The 15,295-nt window shown below is 52.7% G+C and carries 16 protein-coding genes; 8 read left to right on the plus strand and 8 right to left on the minus strand.

The features are described from left to right. Positions 1–335 precede the first annotated feature (335 nt). Complete coding sequence (locus CPter91_RS18585) at positions 336–1,772, plus strand: IS1182 family transposase (RefSeq protein WP_061945813.1); 1,437 nt, start codon at positions 336–338, stop codon at positions 1,770–1,772. A gap of 675 nt (positions 1,773–2,447) precedes the next feature. Here the strand turns inward: CPter91_RS18585 and CPter91_RS26625 are convergent. After that, a complete protein-coding gene (locus CPter91_RS26625) occupies positions 2,448–2,834 on the minus strand; it encodes a hypothetical protein (RefSeq protein ID WP_150119745.1) in 387 nt (128 codons plus the stop codon). 68 nt (positions 2,835–2,902) lie between these two features. Continuing rightward, complete coding sequence (locus tag CPter91_RS18590; RefSeq protein WP_061942773.1) at positions 2,903–3,277, minus strand: hypothetical protein; 375 nt, start codon at positions 3,275–3,277, stop codon at positions 2,903–2,905. 259 nt (positions 3,278–3,536) lie between these two features. Here CPter91_RS18590 and CPter91_RS18595 point away from each other — a divergent pair, with 259 nt between their 5' ends. After that, on the plus strand, positions 3,537–3,989 hold the full coding sequence (locus tag CPter91_RS18595; RefSeq protein WP_061942775.1) for a VOC family protein: 453 nt from the start codon (positions 3,537–3,539) through the stop codon (positions 3,987–3,989). A 442-nt stretch (positions 3,990–4,431) separates the two neighbouring features. Here the strand turns inward: CPter91_RS18595 and CPter91_RS18600 are convergent, their stop codons facing one another. The 3 genes from CPter91_RS18600 to CPter91_RS18610 form a co-directional block, all read right to left on the minus strand. Then, complete coding sequence (locus CPter91_RS18600) at positions 4,432–4,833, minus strand: hypothetical protein (protein WP_061942777.1); 402 nt, start codon at positions 4,831–4,833, stop codon at positions 4,432–4,434. Continuing rightward, positions 4,820–5,275, minus strand: a complete 456-nt coding sequence (locus CPter91_RS18605; RefSeq protein WP_061946403.1) for a hypothetical protein — start codon at positions 5,273–5,275, stop codon at positions 4,820–4,822. The genes CPter91_RS18600 and CPter91_RS18605 overlap by 14 nt, the downstream gene beginning before the upstream one ends. A gap of 74 nt (positions 5,276–5,349) precedes the next feature. Further along, on the minus strand, positions 5,350–7,509 hold the full coding sequence (locus CPter91_RS18610) for a TonB-dependent siderophore receptor (protein ID WP_099047221.1): 2,160 nt from the start codon (positions 7,507–7,509) through the stop codon (positions 5,350–5,352). Positions 7,510–7,854: 345 nt separating this feature from the next. On the opposite strand from CPter91_RS18610, the gene CPter91_RS26630 reads away from it, so the two are divergent. Together CPter91_RS26630 and CPter91_RS27200 are read left to right on the plus strand one after the other, a co-directional pair. Further along, positions 7,855–8,163, plus strand: coding sequence for a hypothetical protein (locus CPter91_RS26630; protein WP_150119746.1), 309 nt, complete (start codon positions 7,855–7,857; stop codon positions 8,161–8,163). Between the two features lie 287 nt (positions 8,164–8,450). Further along, positions 8,451–8,708: a hypothetical protein gene (locus CPter91_RS27200; protein WP_061942780.1), complete on the plus strand. Its 258-nt coding sequence runs from the start codon at positions 8,451–8,453 to the stop codon at positions 8,706–8,708. Here the strand turns inward: CPter91_RS27200 and CPter91_RS18620 are convergent. Continuing rightward, entirely contained in the window at positions 8,700–9,554 is an 855-nt protein-coding gene (locus CPter91_RS18620) for an AraC family transcriptional regulator (RefSeq protein WP_061942782.1), read from the minus strand. The two genes, CPter91_RS27200 and CPter91_RS18620, sit on opposite strands and share 9 nt — an antisense overlap. A 278-nt stretch (positions 9,555–9,832) precedes the next feature. Here CPter91_RS18620 and CPter91_RS18625 point away from each other — a divergent pair, with 278 nt between their 5' ends. Continuing rightward, entirely contained in the window at positions 9,833–11,263 is a 1,431-nt protein-coding gene (locus CPter91_RS18625; RefSeq protein ID WP_061935832.1) for an IS1182 family transposase, read from the plus strand. A 187-nt stretch (positions 11,264–11,450) separates the two neighbouring features. On the opposite strand, the gene CPter91_RS18630 is transcribed toward CPter91_RS18625, so the two are convergent. Next, positions 11,451–11,870, minus strand: coding sequence for a hypothetical protein (locus CPter91_RS18630; protein WP_061942783.1), 420 nt, complete (start codon positions 11,868–11,870; stop codon positions 11,451–11,453). Positions 11,871–11,885: 15 nt separating this feature from the next. After that, positions 11,886–12,479, minus strand: a complete 594-nt coding sequence (locus CPter91_RS18635) for a hypothetical protein (RefSeq protein ID WP_061942785.1) — start codon at positions 12,477–12,479, stop codon at positions 11,886–11,888. A gap of 380 nt (positions 12,480–12,859) precedes the next feature. Here CPter91_RS18635 and CPter91_RS18645 point away from each other — a divergent pair. The 3 genes from CPter91_RS18645 to CPter91_RS26640 all read left to right on the plus strand — a co-directional run bounded on the left by CPter91_RS18645 (position 12,860) and on the right by CPter91_RS26640 (position 15,206). Next, positions 12,860–13,947, plus strand: a protein-coding gene (locus tag CPter91_RS18645; protein WP_099047310.1) for an IS3 family transposase whose coding sequence is annotated in 2 segments (ribosomal slippage) — positions 12,860–13,112 and positions 13,112–13,947 — 1,089 coding nt in all. Because the reading frame shifts where the segments join, the coding sequence is not laid out codon by codon here. A 180-nt stretch (positions 13,948–14,127) separates the two neighbouring features. After that, positions 14,128–14,544, plus strand: coding sequence for a hypothetical protein (locus tag CPter91_RS26635; RefSeq protein ID WP_150119747.1), 417 nt, complete (start codon positions 14,128–14,130; stop codon positions 14,542–14,544). 188 nt (positions 14,545–14,732) lie between these two features. Beyond that, on the plus strand, positions 14,733–15,206 hold the full coding sequence (locus tag CPter91_RS26640; protein WP_150119748.1) for a DUF6985 domain-containing protein: 474 nt from the start codon (positions 14,733–14,735) through the stop codon (positions 15,204–15,206). Positions 15,207–15,295: the final 89 nt, after the last annotated feature.

Genomic DNA, 15,295 nt, shown 5'->3' on the forward strand with positions numbered 1-15,295 from the left:
ACAAGGGCGACGGCTGGGAAAAAATGGCGGTCTTTGGAACGAGGTTTTGATGAGAAATTGTCTAATATTAGTTTGGTAGGAAAGCGCCATGCCCCGAAAATAAATCAGCGTATTCTGCACGGATATTAGACAAATTCTTCGTGAGCCTAATATCCATGCGGGTTACAGCCATATTCCAACCTGTCACTATATCAGGATACGAGACATGTCATGACCAACTGATATGTGTTGCGACAGGCAGTAAACGACCGAGGCTGTGTGAAAACGCATCCAGTTAGTAAACTATTTCTCGATACAAGCGTCAAATCGACATTGCATATTTGATCGAGGCTTCGATGAAACGCTTTGTCCAGGGAACGGATCGCACGCAGAGTATCCTGCTGCCAGAGCAGCTCGAAGATTACGTCAGTGAAGATAATCCTGTCAGAGTCATCGATGTCTTTGTCGACTCGCTTGATCTTGGCTCGCTTGGTTTCGGTGGCGCGAAGCCAGCGCAGACCGGACGGCCGTCTTATCATCCCAGCGTGCTGCTGAAGATTTATATCTACGGTTACCTCAACCGAGTCCAATCGAGCCGGCGCCTGGAACGCGAGGCACAACGCAACATCGAGGTCATGTGGCTGACGAGTCGCCTGATGCCGGACTTCAAGACCATTGCAGACTTCCGCAAGAACAACGGGCCAGCGATCAGCAAGGTCTGTCGTCAATTTGTTCTGATGTGCCGCAATCTCGATCTGTTTGCCAATACCGATATCGCCATCGATGGCAGCAAGTTCAAGGCGGTCAACAATCGCGATAAGAACTTTACCGACAGGAAGCTTCAGGCACGAATCGAGCAACTCGAAGCCAACATTGCACGCTACCTCGAGGAGCTTGATCGTGCCGACCGCCAGCCGGAGTTAGTGCCTGAGGCCCGCGTCTCGCATCTGAAGGAAAAAATTGCCTCCATCAAGAAGCAGATCGAAGGATTCAACGAGATCAACAAGCAGCTGCAGCAGACACCAGATAAGCAAATATCTCTGACAGATCCGGATGCCAGATCCATGGCCACGAGTGGCCGTGGCACAGGCATGGTGGGCTACAACGTCCAGACTGCGGTCGATACCAGAAATCATCTGATCGTGTCGCATGAGGTGACCAATGTCGGGCACGATCGAACGCAGCTAGCGTCGATGGCGGCACAAGCGCAAAACGCAATCGGAAAGCAAGATTTGACTGTGGTCGCGGACCGCGGCTATTTCAGCGGAGCGGAAATTCTCGCATGCGAGAAGCTTGGCGTGACGCCGCTGGTACCGAAACCTCTGACTTCGGGCAACCGGGCACAAGGCCTCTTCGATAAAACGGATTTCATTTATCTGGCGCAAAGCGACGAGTACCAGTGTCCGGCCGGACAACGAGCTATCTGGCGTTTCACAACAATCGAACACGGGTTGCGGTGGCATAAATATTGGTCGTCTGCCTGCCCGGCATGCCCAATCAAGGCGCAATGTACTACCGGCACCAATCGGCGTATCGCCCGTTGGGAACATGAGGATGTACTTGAGCGAATGCAGCGGCGCTTAAATGTCTGGCCCAATCCTGCCCGCTTACGCCGGCAGACCGTCGAGCATCCATTTGGCACGCTCAAGGCATGGATGGGTGCAACGCACTTCCTGACCAGGTCACTCCCACGGGTGAGTACTGAAATGAGCTTGCACGTACTGGCTTACAATCTGAAACGGATCATGGCAATACTGGGTACTCATCGATTGATTGCAGCCATGAGGGCCTGACGGCCTTTTTTTGCATCTCTACGAGATATTGTTCCTGCTAATTGAGCAGGCCTTTCGCAGCCGTTAAATATTTTTTTGTCGCCGTGCTCCGTGCTAATGTTTTACGTGCAGGTTCGTTTCCAAATTGGATCGAAGACGAACGCGCTCACCTGAGAAATGATTTTGCGTTTTTACACAGCCTCGACCCAAAGCGGAAGTTCAGTTTTCTCTAAAGCAGCCATTCAAAGTACGTGCCGCCTTGTTATTGTTGAACACGCTTTGGGAGACGTGGAAGCTGGAGAGCAGTTTTCGTGCTGTCATTTTGCCAGCGCATCCGCTGCCCTGCTAAAGCCAACAACCGACCGAAACGAAAAACGCGTGGGAATTCCAGCCCCTTCAATTCTGGTCACAAACCTCGCAACGTGCCATTGAATTTTCCGCAGTCACATTCGTGGATTATCGCGCTTCCTTTGCCATGAAATCTAATTGAAACATTGCAAATATTACAGCAAACTGAATTTATGCCGGCCTGTTGATATTCTCTCAATGCTTGTATGAAGCGTGTACGATCATTCTCGTTTAACTTAGTCATCCCCTACTCCTGTTCGATCAGGTGGTCGGTGTAATGCATTGCGCTGTATTTTTCAATTATGATGTCGAGTGGAACGGCCACTCTTGGCCGTTTGGCGTCGCTGACTATAGACAAATATCCAGGCGCACAATTTCGAAATCGACATGCCCTTCACTTAAAACATCGCTAAATTCAATCACAAATCCTTTTACCTCAACAAGGCCTTCTGACTGATTAATCACACGTCCACGTCCTCGGTACGAATAATTTCCAGTGCGCTCAAGACAATCTGAGGATAGTGTCTCTTTCTCATTTTCGGGCCAATCCGACAAGTAAGCCGCCACAACATGCCCTTCCATAGTGGATAGGCGATTTTCAATGACATCGCCTACGCTAAGGCTACAAGGCCAACAGAACGCTACGATTTCACCACTCCCACTACTCAACGTAACAGAAGCACTTTCATCACCTGGCGTATACGGTTCGACTGAGATGACGGTAATTGTGCCCATGCTAAGATTTCTCATATATTCAACAGAATGTTCGAAGGTCCGCTCTTGGCCGAAGTCCGACGGACGAGTTAGGCCAGCTCATCCAGTCTGAAGCTTGGCATGAATCTCCCCACATCGTCGGGAAGAGTACCACTAGAATCTGCAACAGCCTGCATCTTCTTGAGCCACTGGCGGTCGTGGTCCCTATGAGCCAATTTTTCAATTTGCCTAAGCATCACAGCCGCATGTTCCCAAGTAACTTCCACCTCACTATTGGTGTTCCGATTAACGACTTTCGGCTCTGCATATCCCAACCTTTCAGCTACGTTCGGATTGGAATTTGATATGCGAATTTTAAAAAATAGCCAGTATTCGCAGCTATCACCTCCGTGAAATATGGCTGCAAGAGATCCGCCATCGCGAATCATCTCAACGCTATCAACGATAACAATAGGTGGAAGCATATTTGGCCTGTATTTTTACGGTATTCAAACTTGAGCTTCACAATGCGAACGGCGGCTACTGGCCGATAGCTTCACTGTGATGGGCGAACTCGGTCGACGGCATTCAGGATAGCAGCTTGCTCTGCTGCAAAAATCACAGATTGTCACTCCCGACTGAAGCCGCCCATAACGGTCATCTGTTAAAGTGATGGGGGAGGTCCAGACCGGATTCTTACCTCTCGCATAAATCTGCGGCCTCGACTGTTAACAGGATGCACCTATGAACGACCAAACCTCTACCGTATTGCGCACCGAGCACACTGGGCTGACTGTCGCGTCGATCGATGGCGTACTTGATTTCTGGACTGAGGTCCTCGGCTTTCAACTCGTGTACCGCAAAGAGCTTGGCGGTGGGCACGCGATGGAACAAGTGGTCGGGGTGTCGGGGGCTTATTTAAGAAACGCTCTCCTAGAGGGGCCCGATGGATATAGAGTTGAGCTGGTTGAGTACGATTCGCCGGAAGACCGCATGGTTTTGAAACAACGTCCATGCGACGTCGGTTCGGCTCATTTGACGTTTGCCGTGACCGATCTGCGCGCAATGCTAAATCGCATGGCCCCTTATGGATGGACGGCAACCGGCGAACCGCAAACTGCGCCTAGCGGAACAATCATGGTCTACACCCGAGGACCTGACGGCCACACTATAGAACTTATGCAACATCCGGAGTAACTGCTTGTCAGTGAATATTTTATCTTGGTTGCTATCTGGTAGACGTAAGACGGAGAACAACTTCGGCATCAGCTGGGCGGTGCATCATTGGTGTGAGGTTTTAATGGGTGATTACTTGAGCGACCGGTTTTGGCGATTGCGGCCATTCTCATAAGCTATCTTCGCAACATTTTGCGTTTCTGAACAAGCTCCACGCGGCGTCGCGCAATCTGGGTGTTGATTTGCCCGCAGAATTGACTGCCTCAGCACTGAGTCATATAGAAAGGCTTTGATGAAGGGCTTCTAGAATAAGTCAAAGTCGGCCGCGTTTGATCTTTCGGCGGACCTAATACGCGCCCGAAGGTAGTGGAGCTGTGAGACCCTGACCAACAGGTCAGAAGGAGCGCTCTGAGGCTCGCTGGAACGTCCGGTGCCATGGATGATCAGACACCAGAGTGAGTCATCAGTAGGATGACTTTCCATTCTTCAGGAGTAGTTCTCTTGCCATCTCCATGGCCTGCTCACGTGCGGCAGCAAGAAGTAGAGGGTAGCCCCAGAACTTGGCAAAAACGACCGCAAAGGCCTTGAATCCAACACGTTTTGCCGAGTTGGGTTCGACAAGGATCATTGCCACAACCAACTTTCGCAATTCAGCCTTGTGTTTTTTCATCCAGAGCGCGGTGCGCTTCTTTTCTTCCGGAGAGTGCTCATGGTCTTCGGCAGGTGCTGTATCGGTCAAGAGTACGAAGGGCTCTCCGCGCTGCAAATTGGCCTCCAATTCGGCGAAGTCCTTCTCATGATCATGGCCGGGTTCTTGCGTAAGACTCATCCAGACAAAAGGGAAGTTAGAACTATTCATCGACATGGTCGTTTCCTTTACTTTTGATGTGACGCCAGGTGACCGCAATAGCGAACACACCAGGCAACGAAATGAAAAACACTGCCGAGAAGGTAACGTGCCAGCCGTCGCGTAACCCGTCGGAGATTCCGCCTAAGGTATTGAGGACGACAAGCAGGCTGCCGAGGACCAGGACAACCCGTTGAGCCGTACGGGTACCGATCAGCGCGAGGAGCACCGTGACGATCCAAGAGCCGTAGAATGCGGAAAACATCCACAGTACGTCGGGCTCAAACGTAATTGCCGGTGTCACTCCCTGCGCTCTCACAAAGTCGTTGACGTAGAAGAACAATTGGAAAGTCACAAAGAGCACGGCTCCAACGGCCGTCGTCAGCCAGTACAAGGTGACCTTGTTTCCGTTGTTCGTGGCCAGGTCGTGCGCGGGGCTTAGGGGAGTATTAGGGGGCATAGGCGCTTTCTCGATAATCAATGGTTGTATGTCTGGGAATTTCCAAAGGGTGAAGCTTTTTGCCTGCGGGCCAATCAATACCGATAGTTCAGCGTCACCATCAGGTTGCGTGGTGCGCCATAGGTCACGGTATCGAAGTCGCCCTTCTGTAGCGCGTACTTTTTGTCGAACAGGTTGTTGAGGTTGACGTCCACACTGGTCTTGTTCGTGATGGCGTAACGTCCCATCAGGGATACCAGCGCATAGGAAGCTTGTTCCCCGCCTAACGTGCTGGTGCCAGTGCTGGGTGCCTCGTAGATGCGGCTTTGCCATTTGACGCCGCCGCCGAGTGTCAACTTGCTCCACTCTCCGGGCAACTGGTAGGTGCTGAAAAACTGGGCTGTGGTGCGCGGTATTTGCGAATTCAAACGGACGCCATTGCCGTCTTGCGCCGTAAAGTGGGCGATGCCGGCGTAGATATTCCAGCCGCGCGTCAGCTCACCCTGCAAGTCCAGCTCGATGCCACGCGACTTCGTGCCATTCACGCTCTGATAGGCTTGGGCACCGCCCGGCGTGAAGGTGCCGGCTACTATCTGTGCCGCGTTGTCCAGCTCGGTCTCAAACACCGCCAGCGAGGCATTCAGACGCCCCTCCATGTAAGCACCCTTGAGGCCGACTTCCTTGGTTTTTCCCTTGGACGGCGTGAGCACATTGCCCTTGCTATCCCGATAGTCGGTTTGCGGATTGAAGATACCCGTGTAGCTGAGGTAGGCCGAATAGATCTTGTTGATGTCGTAGATCACGCCGGCATAGGGCGTGAATTCATTGCTCTTTTTGTAGTGCAGCGATGTGCTACCGGCGTTGTCGTCGACTTCGTAGTTGCTGAAGCGACCGCCAACAATAAGCTTCAGAGGTTCGGCCAGGGAAAACCGGGCTGTGCTATAGACACCGCTTTGCTTGATCCGTGTGTCGCTCAATGTCGCACTCCTGGCATCGAAGTCAGGGCGAGGATAGGGCTGGCTCAGGTCATAGACATTGACCGGCGTAAAGGAGGAATAGAACGGCGCAATATCCCTCTGGCTGGCTGTGCGGCGTGAAGTCGTCGCCCCCACCACCAGCTCATGCTGGCGACCCAGCAGTTCGAAGGGCCCGCTCGCCATCACGTCGAAGGTATTTTGACGACTGCGACCTGCGGAGGCCAGTGCGACTGGATAAGCCCCATTGGGGAAAGTACCCAGTCCGGTGGCGCGATCTGGGCGTCCGACTAGGCCGAGCAGTTCAGCATCATAGTCAGTGCGGTACTGGTTAGCGATGGCCCGGAGTTTCCAGCCGTTGTCGAAACGGTGCTCGATCCCGGCAAACGCCGTCTTGAGGGTGTTGTCCCAATGGCTCCAATCCTGTGCGTAGCTGCTGGAACGTGAATACTGCGCCTGCGTGCGGTCGCTGAACCATAGTGGCAAACCTCCCCAGGTGGCGCCCTTGGGCGTGATGTCCTGGTAGTCATAGCCCAGGCTTACCGTGGTGCTGGGCGTCAGGTCTGCCTCGATGATGCCGTAGACCCCCTTTCTCTCAGGCCTGTATCCGTCGATATAGGAGTGCCCCTCCTGGTAGGTTCCGACCAGGCGCGCTCGGATCCTACCGTCCTCGGTCAACGGTGTCGATATGTCGGCCATACCTCGGTGGGTATCCCAGCTACCAGTACCGAGGGAGGCCGACGCCGAAAAATCGCGGGTCGGGCGTTTGCGCACTAGGTTGACGGCCGCCGAGGGATTACCGGTGCCGGTCAACAAGCCGGAGCCACCACGCACTACCTCGACGCGGTCATAGAACGCGGTATCGATCGAACCGATTCCGCTTCCATTGACGGTATTGCCTACGACGGTGGGTATCCCGTCGTATTGAACGTTGTTGATCAGAAAACCACGCGAATAGAAACTCGTCCGTTCGCTGTCGGACTGGTACGTCGCCACACCAGTGGTGTTCTCCAGCACGCCCTGCACCGAATTCAATTGCTGGTCATCCATACGCTGGCGCGTGATCACCGTCACCGACTGCGGAGTTTCCTGCAGCGACAGCGGCAGGCGCGTGGCTGCGGCCGTCTGGTCGACGGTGTAGGAGCCAGTGCCTTCGGTGGTCGCCGCATCCTTGCGGCCCGTGACGGTGACTGCCGGCAAGGCTATCTCCTCTTGCGACGTGCTTCCAGCCTTGTTCTGAATTTGAGTTGAATCAGCGGCGAATGCGCCCTGCGCGCTCATGAGAACTGCCGCAGCAACTGCCGAGCCCAGCACGGTGCGCGGCGTACTCCTGACCACGCATATGTCCGGCCTGTCTAGAAGAGGATAGGCGACGGACTTTGAGCGCATATCGATTGGCCAACGGGAACTCGAAGCAGTTTTGAGAGTGGGCATAAATAATAATCATTTTTATTTGGATGCCGCATTTAACAATAGATATAAGAAGCCGCAATAGCGAAACCAAGCCAGATTGTTATTCGATTAGGCCAATCGCGATCATTCCCATGTGCCGGCCGTATTGAAAAATATTCTGACCTAATTTTTGCAAGGTGTAAGTTTGTTGGCGTGGGTACGCTATGCCGAATTGTGGTTTGCCATACCTCAACCCAGCGCTACCGCGCCGAATCGATCAGTTACCTTGATGTGATCGTGGCGCTGGCCAGTGTGATCGGCGCTAGTTCGCAAGTGGCCGCTCCCGACAAGCGGCTAGGTTCCGCACGGGTCAGCGTGTTCAAGACGCTTGGTAGCGGATGGGAACAGGCCGCGGCGCATTGGCTTCTACGGACTTCAGTGAGTGGTCACCCCACTACCCCGCTGGGACCCAGACCAACCATGAGCAATGTCGATTCGCGTTGCGGCGAACAAGCGAGTTCGGGCATAGCTAAGGAAGAATGATATGGAGCCATATGATGACTCGCGTCGGATCGTCGACCTGGTTGCGTCATTCGGCAGCAAGAACCCGCCATCAGGCCAACACAAGAGAAAGAACACTGCGGCAGCCCGTGCCAAGACTGGATCGTCGACATCGTCTCAGGGACAACGCCTAGAGGCGAACGGGCTGCGACCGACGCATTGTGTTGGGCGCCTAGAGAACATAGCCCCGAGCTGTCTGGATGCCAGCCAGATATATCGCATCCTCAGCATGCAATTCGACAGCCTCGCACAGGGATCGGTACCGAGCGATGAACGATTTATGGACTGCTGGGTGGCTGGTTCTTACTGCAGGCACACGCGGACGCGCCTTCTGTGCCATTAAACCGGAGGCGCCAGACGACCAGTACAACACACTGCGTTGTCATTGCTGCGCGACTTTTTTCATTGAAGCCCTTGCGTTGCGTAAACACCAGCAGTCGCTGGCATTCCAGGAGGGCTTCGCTCTCGATGAAGAGGCGGTTTTCATCATCACCATGACGTGCTCGAAATGTCGGCAATCAGGATGAGGTTTCATCGGGGAGCATAATTCCTGGCACGGGAGCAAGCTGCGCGCCGCCCGTGCGATCCGCGAGGTATCGTGCCGGAGACTTTCCCGCCGCCTTGCGGAACATAGTGATGAACCCACTGGCGTTTTCGTACCCAAGCTCCAATGCCACCGTTTGCACGCTTTCACCCTTGGTCAACCGTTGAAGCGCAAGGATCACATGCAGCTGGCGACGCCAGCGCCCGAAGCTCATTCCAATTTCGTGCAACAGAAGACGGCTCATGCTTCGCTCGCTCATGCCAATGCGAGTTGCCCAATCGGCCTTCGAAGTTTTGTCCGTGGGATCGGCCAGCATCATCTCCGCGAGGCGACGCAATCGGAGGTCGCACGGCATGGGCAGATGTAGATCTTCCACCGGTGCGGCCACCAGCTCATCGAGCAATGCGGCAATCAACCGGTCTTCCCGTCCCCCCAGCGCGTATAGCTCAGGAAAACCGGCCACCTTCAATAGCAACTCACGTAGCAATGGCGATACCGAAATCGTGCAACAGGTTTTCGGAAGACCCCGGGCGGCGTCTGGCTCGACGAACAGGCAATAGCATTCCGTTTCACCAGCGCCCCGCGCCGCGTGCGGCAAGTCACCCGGTATCCATATGGCGCACTGCGGCGGCACAATCCAGACACCGTCTTCAATTTCGCAGTTAAGGATGCCGCGTACGGAGTAAATCAGCTGCGCCTTGCGATGCTGATGCCTCGCATTTTCCCAGCCCTTTGTTACCGATGTCGCACTCAAGGCCACTACGGGTCGCGAGACGCTGTCGACGTCTCCGGGCACAACAGTTAGATCGGTGATTGCAATGCTCGACATTGTCTTATAGAGCCTCGGATGAGAGATGGAGTAGATTGGCCTAATTGGAAAATATTATGACAAACTTGCTCAATGGCGTCCATCCTCACCTACCATTCCGCTCTCAGCTGAAGGTGACAATAAAAATTCTGCCTGCAAAATTTTCAAGCCTGACAGGAAGGTGTCCGCTTCTGGCCGAGGCTGTGTAAAAACGCTGTTGAGCGCTAATTCTAATCGGAAGTAAACGATTTGCGGCGATCCATGTCACACGGACAGATGACTCTGTTCGAGGTACACCTATGAAACGCTTCATTGAAGGGCGGGATCGCAGTCAACGCATTTTGCTTCCCGAGCAACTGGACGACTACGTTGCCGATAGCAACCCAGTGCGGGTAGTCGATGTTTTCGTCGATGAACTGGACCTGGTGCAAATGGGTTTCGAAGGAACAATGCCTGCACAAACAGGACGTCCGGCCTATCACCCATCGGTTCTTCTCAAGATTTACATCTACGGCTATCTCAATCGACTCCAATCAAGCCGTCGCCTGGAACGAGAGGCGCAGCGTAACATTGAACTGATGTGGTTGACAGGGCATTTGGCGCCGGACTTCAAGACTATCGCCAACTTCCGCAAAGACAATGGCCGTGCCATCTCCAATGTATGCAAGCAGTTCGTCGTGCTGTGTCAGCGACTTGGCCTGTTCTCTGAAGCGCTGGTCGCTATTGACGGCAGCAAATTCAAAGCCGTCAACAACCGCGACCGCAACTTCACCAGCGCCAAGCTGCAACGGCGCATGGAAGAGATCGCAGCGAGCATTGATCGCTATCTGACAGCCCTCGACACGGCGGATCGCCAAGAGCCGGACCGCAAGCAACTCACGACAACTCGACTGCATGAGAATATCGCAGCGCTCAAGGCGCAGATGCGAGAGCTTGAAGACATCCAATTAAAACTCCAGAAGACGCCGGATCAACAAGTCTCCCAAACCGATCCTGATGCACGGTCGATGAAGACGCGTGGTACAGGCGTCGTTGGCTACAACGTACAAACGGTGGTCGACGCAAAGCATCATCTGATTGTGGCGCACGAGGTGACCAACATCGGGAGCGACCGGGATCAACTGCACTCGATGAGCCGGCAAGCGCAAGAAGCGATTGGCACCGCATCGCTGACCGTAGTTGCTGATCGTGGTTACTTCAAAGGAGAAGAGATCCTGGCGTGCACACAAGCCGGCATCAACGTGATCGTCCCGAAGAACCTGACCTCCAATGCCTCTGCTGAAGGTCGGTTTGGCAAAGCGGATTTCATTTACGACGCACGCGCCAATGAATATCAGTGTCCCGCCGGAGAGCGATTGATCTGGCGTTTCACGAGCAAAGAGAAAGGCTTGAATTTGCACCGCTATTGGAGCTCGAATTGCCAGCAGTGCTCACTCAAATCCGCATGCACGCCAAGTCCTCAACGGCGCGTGACACGATGGGAGCATGAGTCTGTACTGGAGGCCATGCAGGAGCGGTTGGAACGAACGCCGAAGGCGATGCGAATACGCCGGCAAACTGTTGAGCATCCATTCGGCACCATCAAGGCATGGATGGGTGCTACGCACTTCCTCACCAAAACCAAGGCCCGAGTGAGCACCGAGATGAGCTTGCATGTCCTGGCTTACAACATGAAGCGGATGATCAACGTGCTGGGCGTGGGAACCTTGATGAAGGTGATGAGCGCATAGGCGCTTTTAGCGTCAGGAGATATGTTTGGAGACGGCTATTTACTCGGCCAAGGGAAATAGCCGCCGCGTTTGCAGGGCTCTCTATTATCAACAATGTCGCGTTAAAATGACGTGGATCTCGGCTCCCTTGATGGATTCAGCGTTTTTACACGGCCTCGGCCGATACCGGCCGTGTGAAATATCGGTACTACTCTCCAATCCACCAGCGCATGGTTTTAAGCGCATGTTTTATTTTTTCATCCGACTCATTCTCTAACTTGTTTTCCAAAGCCACTATCAAAATAGCTTTCCCATAGACATGAGCTAGGTAACGAGGAAACTGCTCAACGCTGACATCCCAATGAGAGATGGTACTTCGAATGATGTCTGTTAGGACAAGAAAACATTTTGGCTTCAGTTTTTCCAATATTCGGCCGGCCAGTTCCTGGCGTTCGAATGAAGTTTTAATGACTCCGCACTTAGCAAACACATCTATGAGCGCTACGGATAATGCGTCAGATTCGCACTTGGATAGCACTGAACACAGGAACTCCAGCTGCTGAGGATTCGCCGCCCCAAATCTGTCGGCAGAGTCGACAACCTTGAAATAAATTTCGGTGGAGTTCATATTTTGATGAGAATTTTAATTGTCCGCTCCTAGCCGAGTGCGGACTACTGTTCTGTATGTCTGCCGGTATCGGGAGAAAGCAAATTGACCATCCTGCTTATTGATGACCAAATACTCCCGGTGATGATGAGACGGGGGAACCGACAACTGCACCGTCCAGGTATCCGAACTTTCGCTCGAAATCGATATTTCGGCCTGCCGACAAATACCATTCAATAGCTCTTGCCCCATCGAAAGTGCCTTTTCACGATTTACTGGGCCGTTACCCTGCCGATAGGCAAGCCGTCTCTCTTGCAACGCAGCCCATTCATGGAGTTTCCGTTGCTTTCCTGCCCGTGCCAATTGGATTGCCTCTGGCACTTCTCGAAGATGGAATTCGGTGCCGCGAAGAATAACGAACATAAGATGAAAGTCCAAACTCGAGAGAATGTAATCCGCCTTGGGGCATGTTGGATCATCAGCTAACGGGATAAGAATGGCAAAGTAATCGCGGCGACCGAGAATCAGGTCTTCATCTTGATCGATTAGGAGAATATTGTCATCAAAAGCCCATCGACGAAGCGTGTCTTCACTTGGATTGCAATCATTCAGGATGATCTCATCGTCCATTGGTGGTGGCATGCATGGCTAGAATAAAGTTGTCAATAAAAATTAAATCGAGAGCCTGAACGAATGGCGGCTCATGGCCGTTTTGAGCCGGTCGCGACAGATCCACTTCGACCCGTTGCTGTCATTCAGGTTTCCTGATGCTGCAAGTAGTGCAGGCCATAAGAACTCTCAATGGGCGATTTCCGATTCGCCTTCAGCGAGCGTCTGCTGCAGCATCTCGATGTACCTATCCGCCATCTGTCGAGATCGAGGAAGTGCACCCCAGCGAAAGAGATGATGCGCAAGCTGAATTCGTAGTTGACCAAGCCTGGTAATCCCCCCACAAAAAAGTATCAGTTAAAAGTAGAATTTTCTTAAATGCGATTTTGAGGAAGTTTTACATGAAGACATCACGCTTTACCGAAAGTCAGATCATCAACATCTTGAAGCAGGCCGAGGCCGGCACGCCAGTTCCGGAGCTTTGTCGTGAGCATGGAATGAGTTCGGCCTCGTTCTACAAGTGGCGGAGCAAATACGGTGGCATGGACGCGTCGATGATGACGCGGATGAAAGAGTTGGAAGATGAGAACCGTCGACTCAAGAAGATGTACGCCGAAGAGAAGCTGAAGGCCGAGATCATTTCGGAGGCGATGCAAAAAAAGTGGTGAAGCCATCTCACCGACGTGAGATGGCACAGGCGGCAGTCCGAGCGCATGGAATCAGCGTCAGCAGCGCATGCGCGACTTTCGCGATCAGCCAGACCTGCTATCGCTACAAGGCAAAGCTATCGGAAGATAACGAGCGTGTCGCGGACTGGTTAATCCGGCTGACCGCGAACCAGCGAAACTGGGGCTTCGGCCTTTGCTTCCTGTATCTGCGCAATGTCAAAGGATTCGGCTGGAACCACAAGCGCGTCTATCGGATATATCGAGAGCTAGAGTTGAATTTGCGAATCAAACCAAAAAAGCGGCTTACCAGAGCAAAGCCTGAACCGTTGTCGGTACCAACGTCGATCAACGACGTCTGGTCCATGGACTTCATGCACGATCAATTGTCGGATGGGCGTAGCATCCGCCTGTTCAACGTCATTGACGATTTTAATCGTGAAGGCTTAGGCATTGACGTCGATTTCTCCCTGCCGGCAGCCCGCGTCGTTCGGTCGCTTGACCAAATTATCGAATGGCGGGGAAAGCCGACGACGATCCGCTGTGACAACGGGCCCGAATACATCAGTTCGACACTGGCCGCGTGGGCGGAAAAGCACGGCATCCAAATCAGTTTTATTCAACCAGGACAGCCACAACAGAATGCTTATATCGAGCGCTACAACAGAACGGTTCGCTATGACTGGCTCGCACATTACCTGTTCGAATCCGTCGAGGAGGTTCAGGAATTTGCGACGAAATGGCTCTGGACTTACAATCACGAACGCCCGAACATGGCGCTCGGCGGCATCACCCCGAAGCAGAAATTGGCCCTTGCGGCTTAGCCTCTACTTTTAACTTTGCTTAAAAATGGGGGGATTACCACCTGACTGTCGACTAAGGGGCGAATCAACCTGCCGCGGCATGCTCGAAACGGCCATAAGCGGTCTCTTGCTGGGTCGATGCAATTGCCCGGAGTCCTTGACGCTTAAGCCGTCCATCAAAATTTATATGAATGAATGAAAATGAATCGCGTGCTGACAGTAAATGACTTTTACGACGGTCCTCGACGTGGCGTTGCAGAATTCAATGGAGTCCCGCACATATATGAGGCGGAGTTTGATCACAGCTCAGACGAATATGGAGACACATATTTTCTATCTCCAATTGAAAGTAACTTACTCGCGCTAGTTATCGAGGATTGGGAAATTTGGACACGCTGGCAAGTGAAGTTCAAGAAAGGTGAAGTGTCGATTGATTCACATCCGGCTCTTCCAGAAGATCGATCGCGGCACGAAATGCTAAAACATGCGCTAGATGGGCGATTAGAGACTGATCCGGCTTGTCGAATTTACGTACGTGGTAGATTCTGGCAGAGTGAGCCAGAAGGTAACTGGGATGGGACTGCAGTTGAGTGGACTCAGTTAAAAGCAGCTAAATAATCGTCGCCATCAGCCTGGTTTTCAATGACTGCAGTGGGGGAATTGAGTCTGTCGCGACTGGCTCAAAACGGCCAGGAGCTTCCGCCCATCTTACAATTCAATTGGCAACGTGACTTAGATTCTATATGGCCATTCATGTGCGTCGGTAGGCTAAGCCAAGACCGGGAAATTTCAGGGGAAATTGTCTAATGTTCGATTTATTTAAATCGCGAAAAATTTCTGATACACATTTCGGAGAACTCTCCCGGTCGAGTGGTTTCTGGAGAAGCACAATAAAACTTGGTTCATGCGCGGACGTTCCATTGGCGGTCGCAGGTCCCAAAGATGGTCCGGATACTAGTGCACTTGCTGAAGCTCACCAAGTTGTTTCATTATTTCCGGAGTGGCAGCCGATTATTGAGCAGGCGCTCTTTGAACACTTTGATCCTTATTTTGAGGCAATAGCAGCGGGCGAATATCCTGTTTCAAATCTGCAGAACATTAAATCGCCAAAGGATGTGTTGACCAGGGCAAACCTACAATTTGTCGTTATCGGTCCAATAGGCGGGACAATGACGACTGAACTCGGCTATGAAGCCGAATGGGATGAAGAACATTTGATTGGTGTACGATTTCAAGCTGGAAAATTTTTTGAACTGTGTGGAAGCACAGTGCCAGCTTAGCGTCATTGCTCACCCAAGCTCTTGGGCAAAATGACGCAGTTCAGCCACCACCTGCCGGTCGCAAACTGTTCTCGTTAGCCGACGTTCGT

This window comes from Collimonas pratensis (assembly GCF_001584185.1).
In the GTDB taxonomy this organism is placed as follows: domain Bacteria; phylum Pseudomonadota; class Gammaproteobacteria; order Burkholderiales; family Burkholderiaceae_D; genus Collimonas; species Collimonas pratensis.

Coding starts and splice junctions, on each gene's coding strand:
- CPter91_RS18585 (WP_061945813.1), top strand. CDS start 336: ATGAAACGCTTTGTCCAGGGAACGGATCGCACGCAGAGTATCCTGCTG.
- CPter91_RS26625 (WP_150119745.1), bottom strand. CDS start 2,834: ATGGGCACAATTACCGTCATCTCAGTCGAACCGTATACGCCAGGTGAT.
- CPter91_RS18590 (WP_061942773.1), bottom strand. CDS start 3,277: ATGCTTCCACCTATTGTTATCGTTGATAGCGTTGAGATGATTCGCGAT.
- CPter91_RS18595 (WP_061942775.1), top strand. CDS start 3,537: ATGAACGACCAAACCTCTACCGTATTGCGCACCGAGCACACTGGGCTG.
- CPter91_RS18600 (WP_061942777.1), bottom strand. CDS start 4,833: ATGTCGATGAATAGTTCTAACTTCCCTTTTGTCTGGATGAGTCTTACG.
- CPter91_RS18605 (WP_061946403.1), bottom strand. CDS start 5,275: ATGCCCCCTAATACTCCCCTAAGCCCCGCGCACGACCTGGCCACGAAC.
- CPter91_RS18610 (WP_099047221.1), bottom strand. CDS start 7,509: ATGAGCGCGCAGGGCGCATTCGCCGCTGATTCAACTCAAATTCAGAAC.
- CPter91_RS27200 (WP_061942780.1), top strand. CDS start 8,451: ATGAACGATTTATGGACTGCTGGGTGGCTGGTTCTTACTGCAGGCACA.
- CPter91_RS18620 (WP_061942782.1), bottom strand. CDS start 9,554: ATGTCGAGCATTGCAATCACCGATCTAACTGTTGTGCCCGGAGACGTC.
- CPter91_RS18625 (WP_061935832.1), top strand. CDS start 9,833: ATGAAACGCTTCATTGAAGGGCGGGATCGCAGTCAACGCATTTTGCTT.
- CPter91_RS18630 (WP_061942783.1), bottom strand. CDS start 11,870: ATGAACTCCACCGAAATTTATTTCAAGGTTGTCGACTCTGCCGACAGA.
- CPter91_RS18635 (WP_061942785.1), bottom strand. CDS start 12,479: ATGGACGATGAGATCATCCTGAATGATTGCAATCCAAGTGAAGACACG.
- CPter91_RS26635 (WP_150119747.1), top strand. CDS start 14,128: ATGAATCGCGTGCTGACAGTAAATGACTTTTACGACGGTCCTCGACGT.
- CPter91_RS26640 (WP_150119748.1), top strand. CDS start 14,733: ATGTTCGATTTATTTAAATCGCGAAAAATTTCTGATACACATTTCGGA.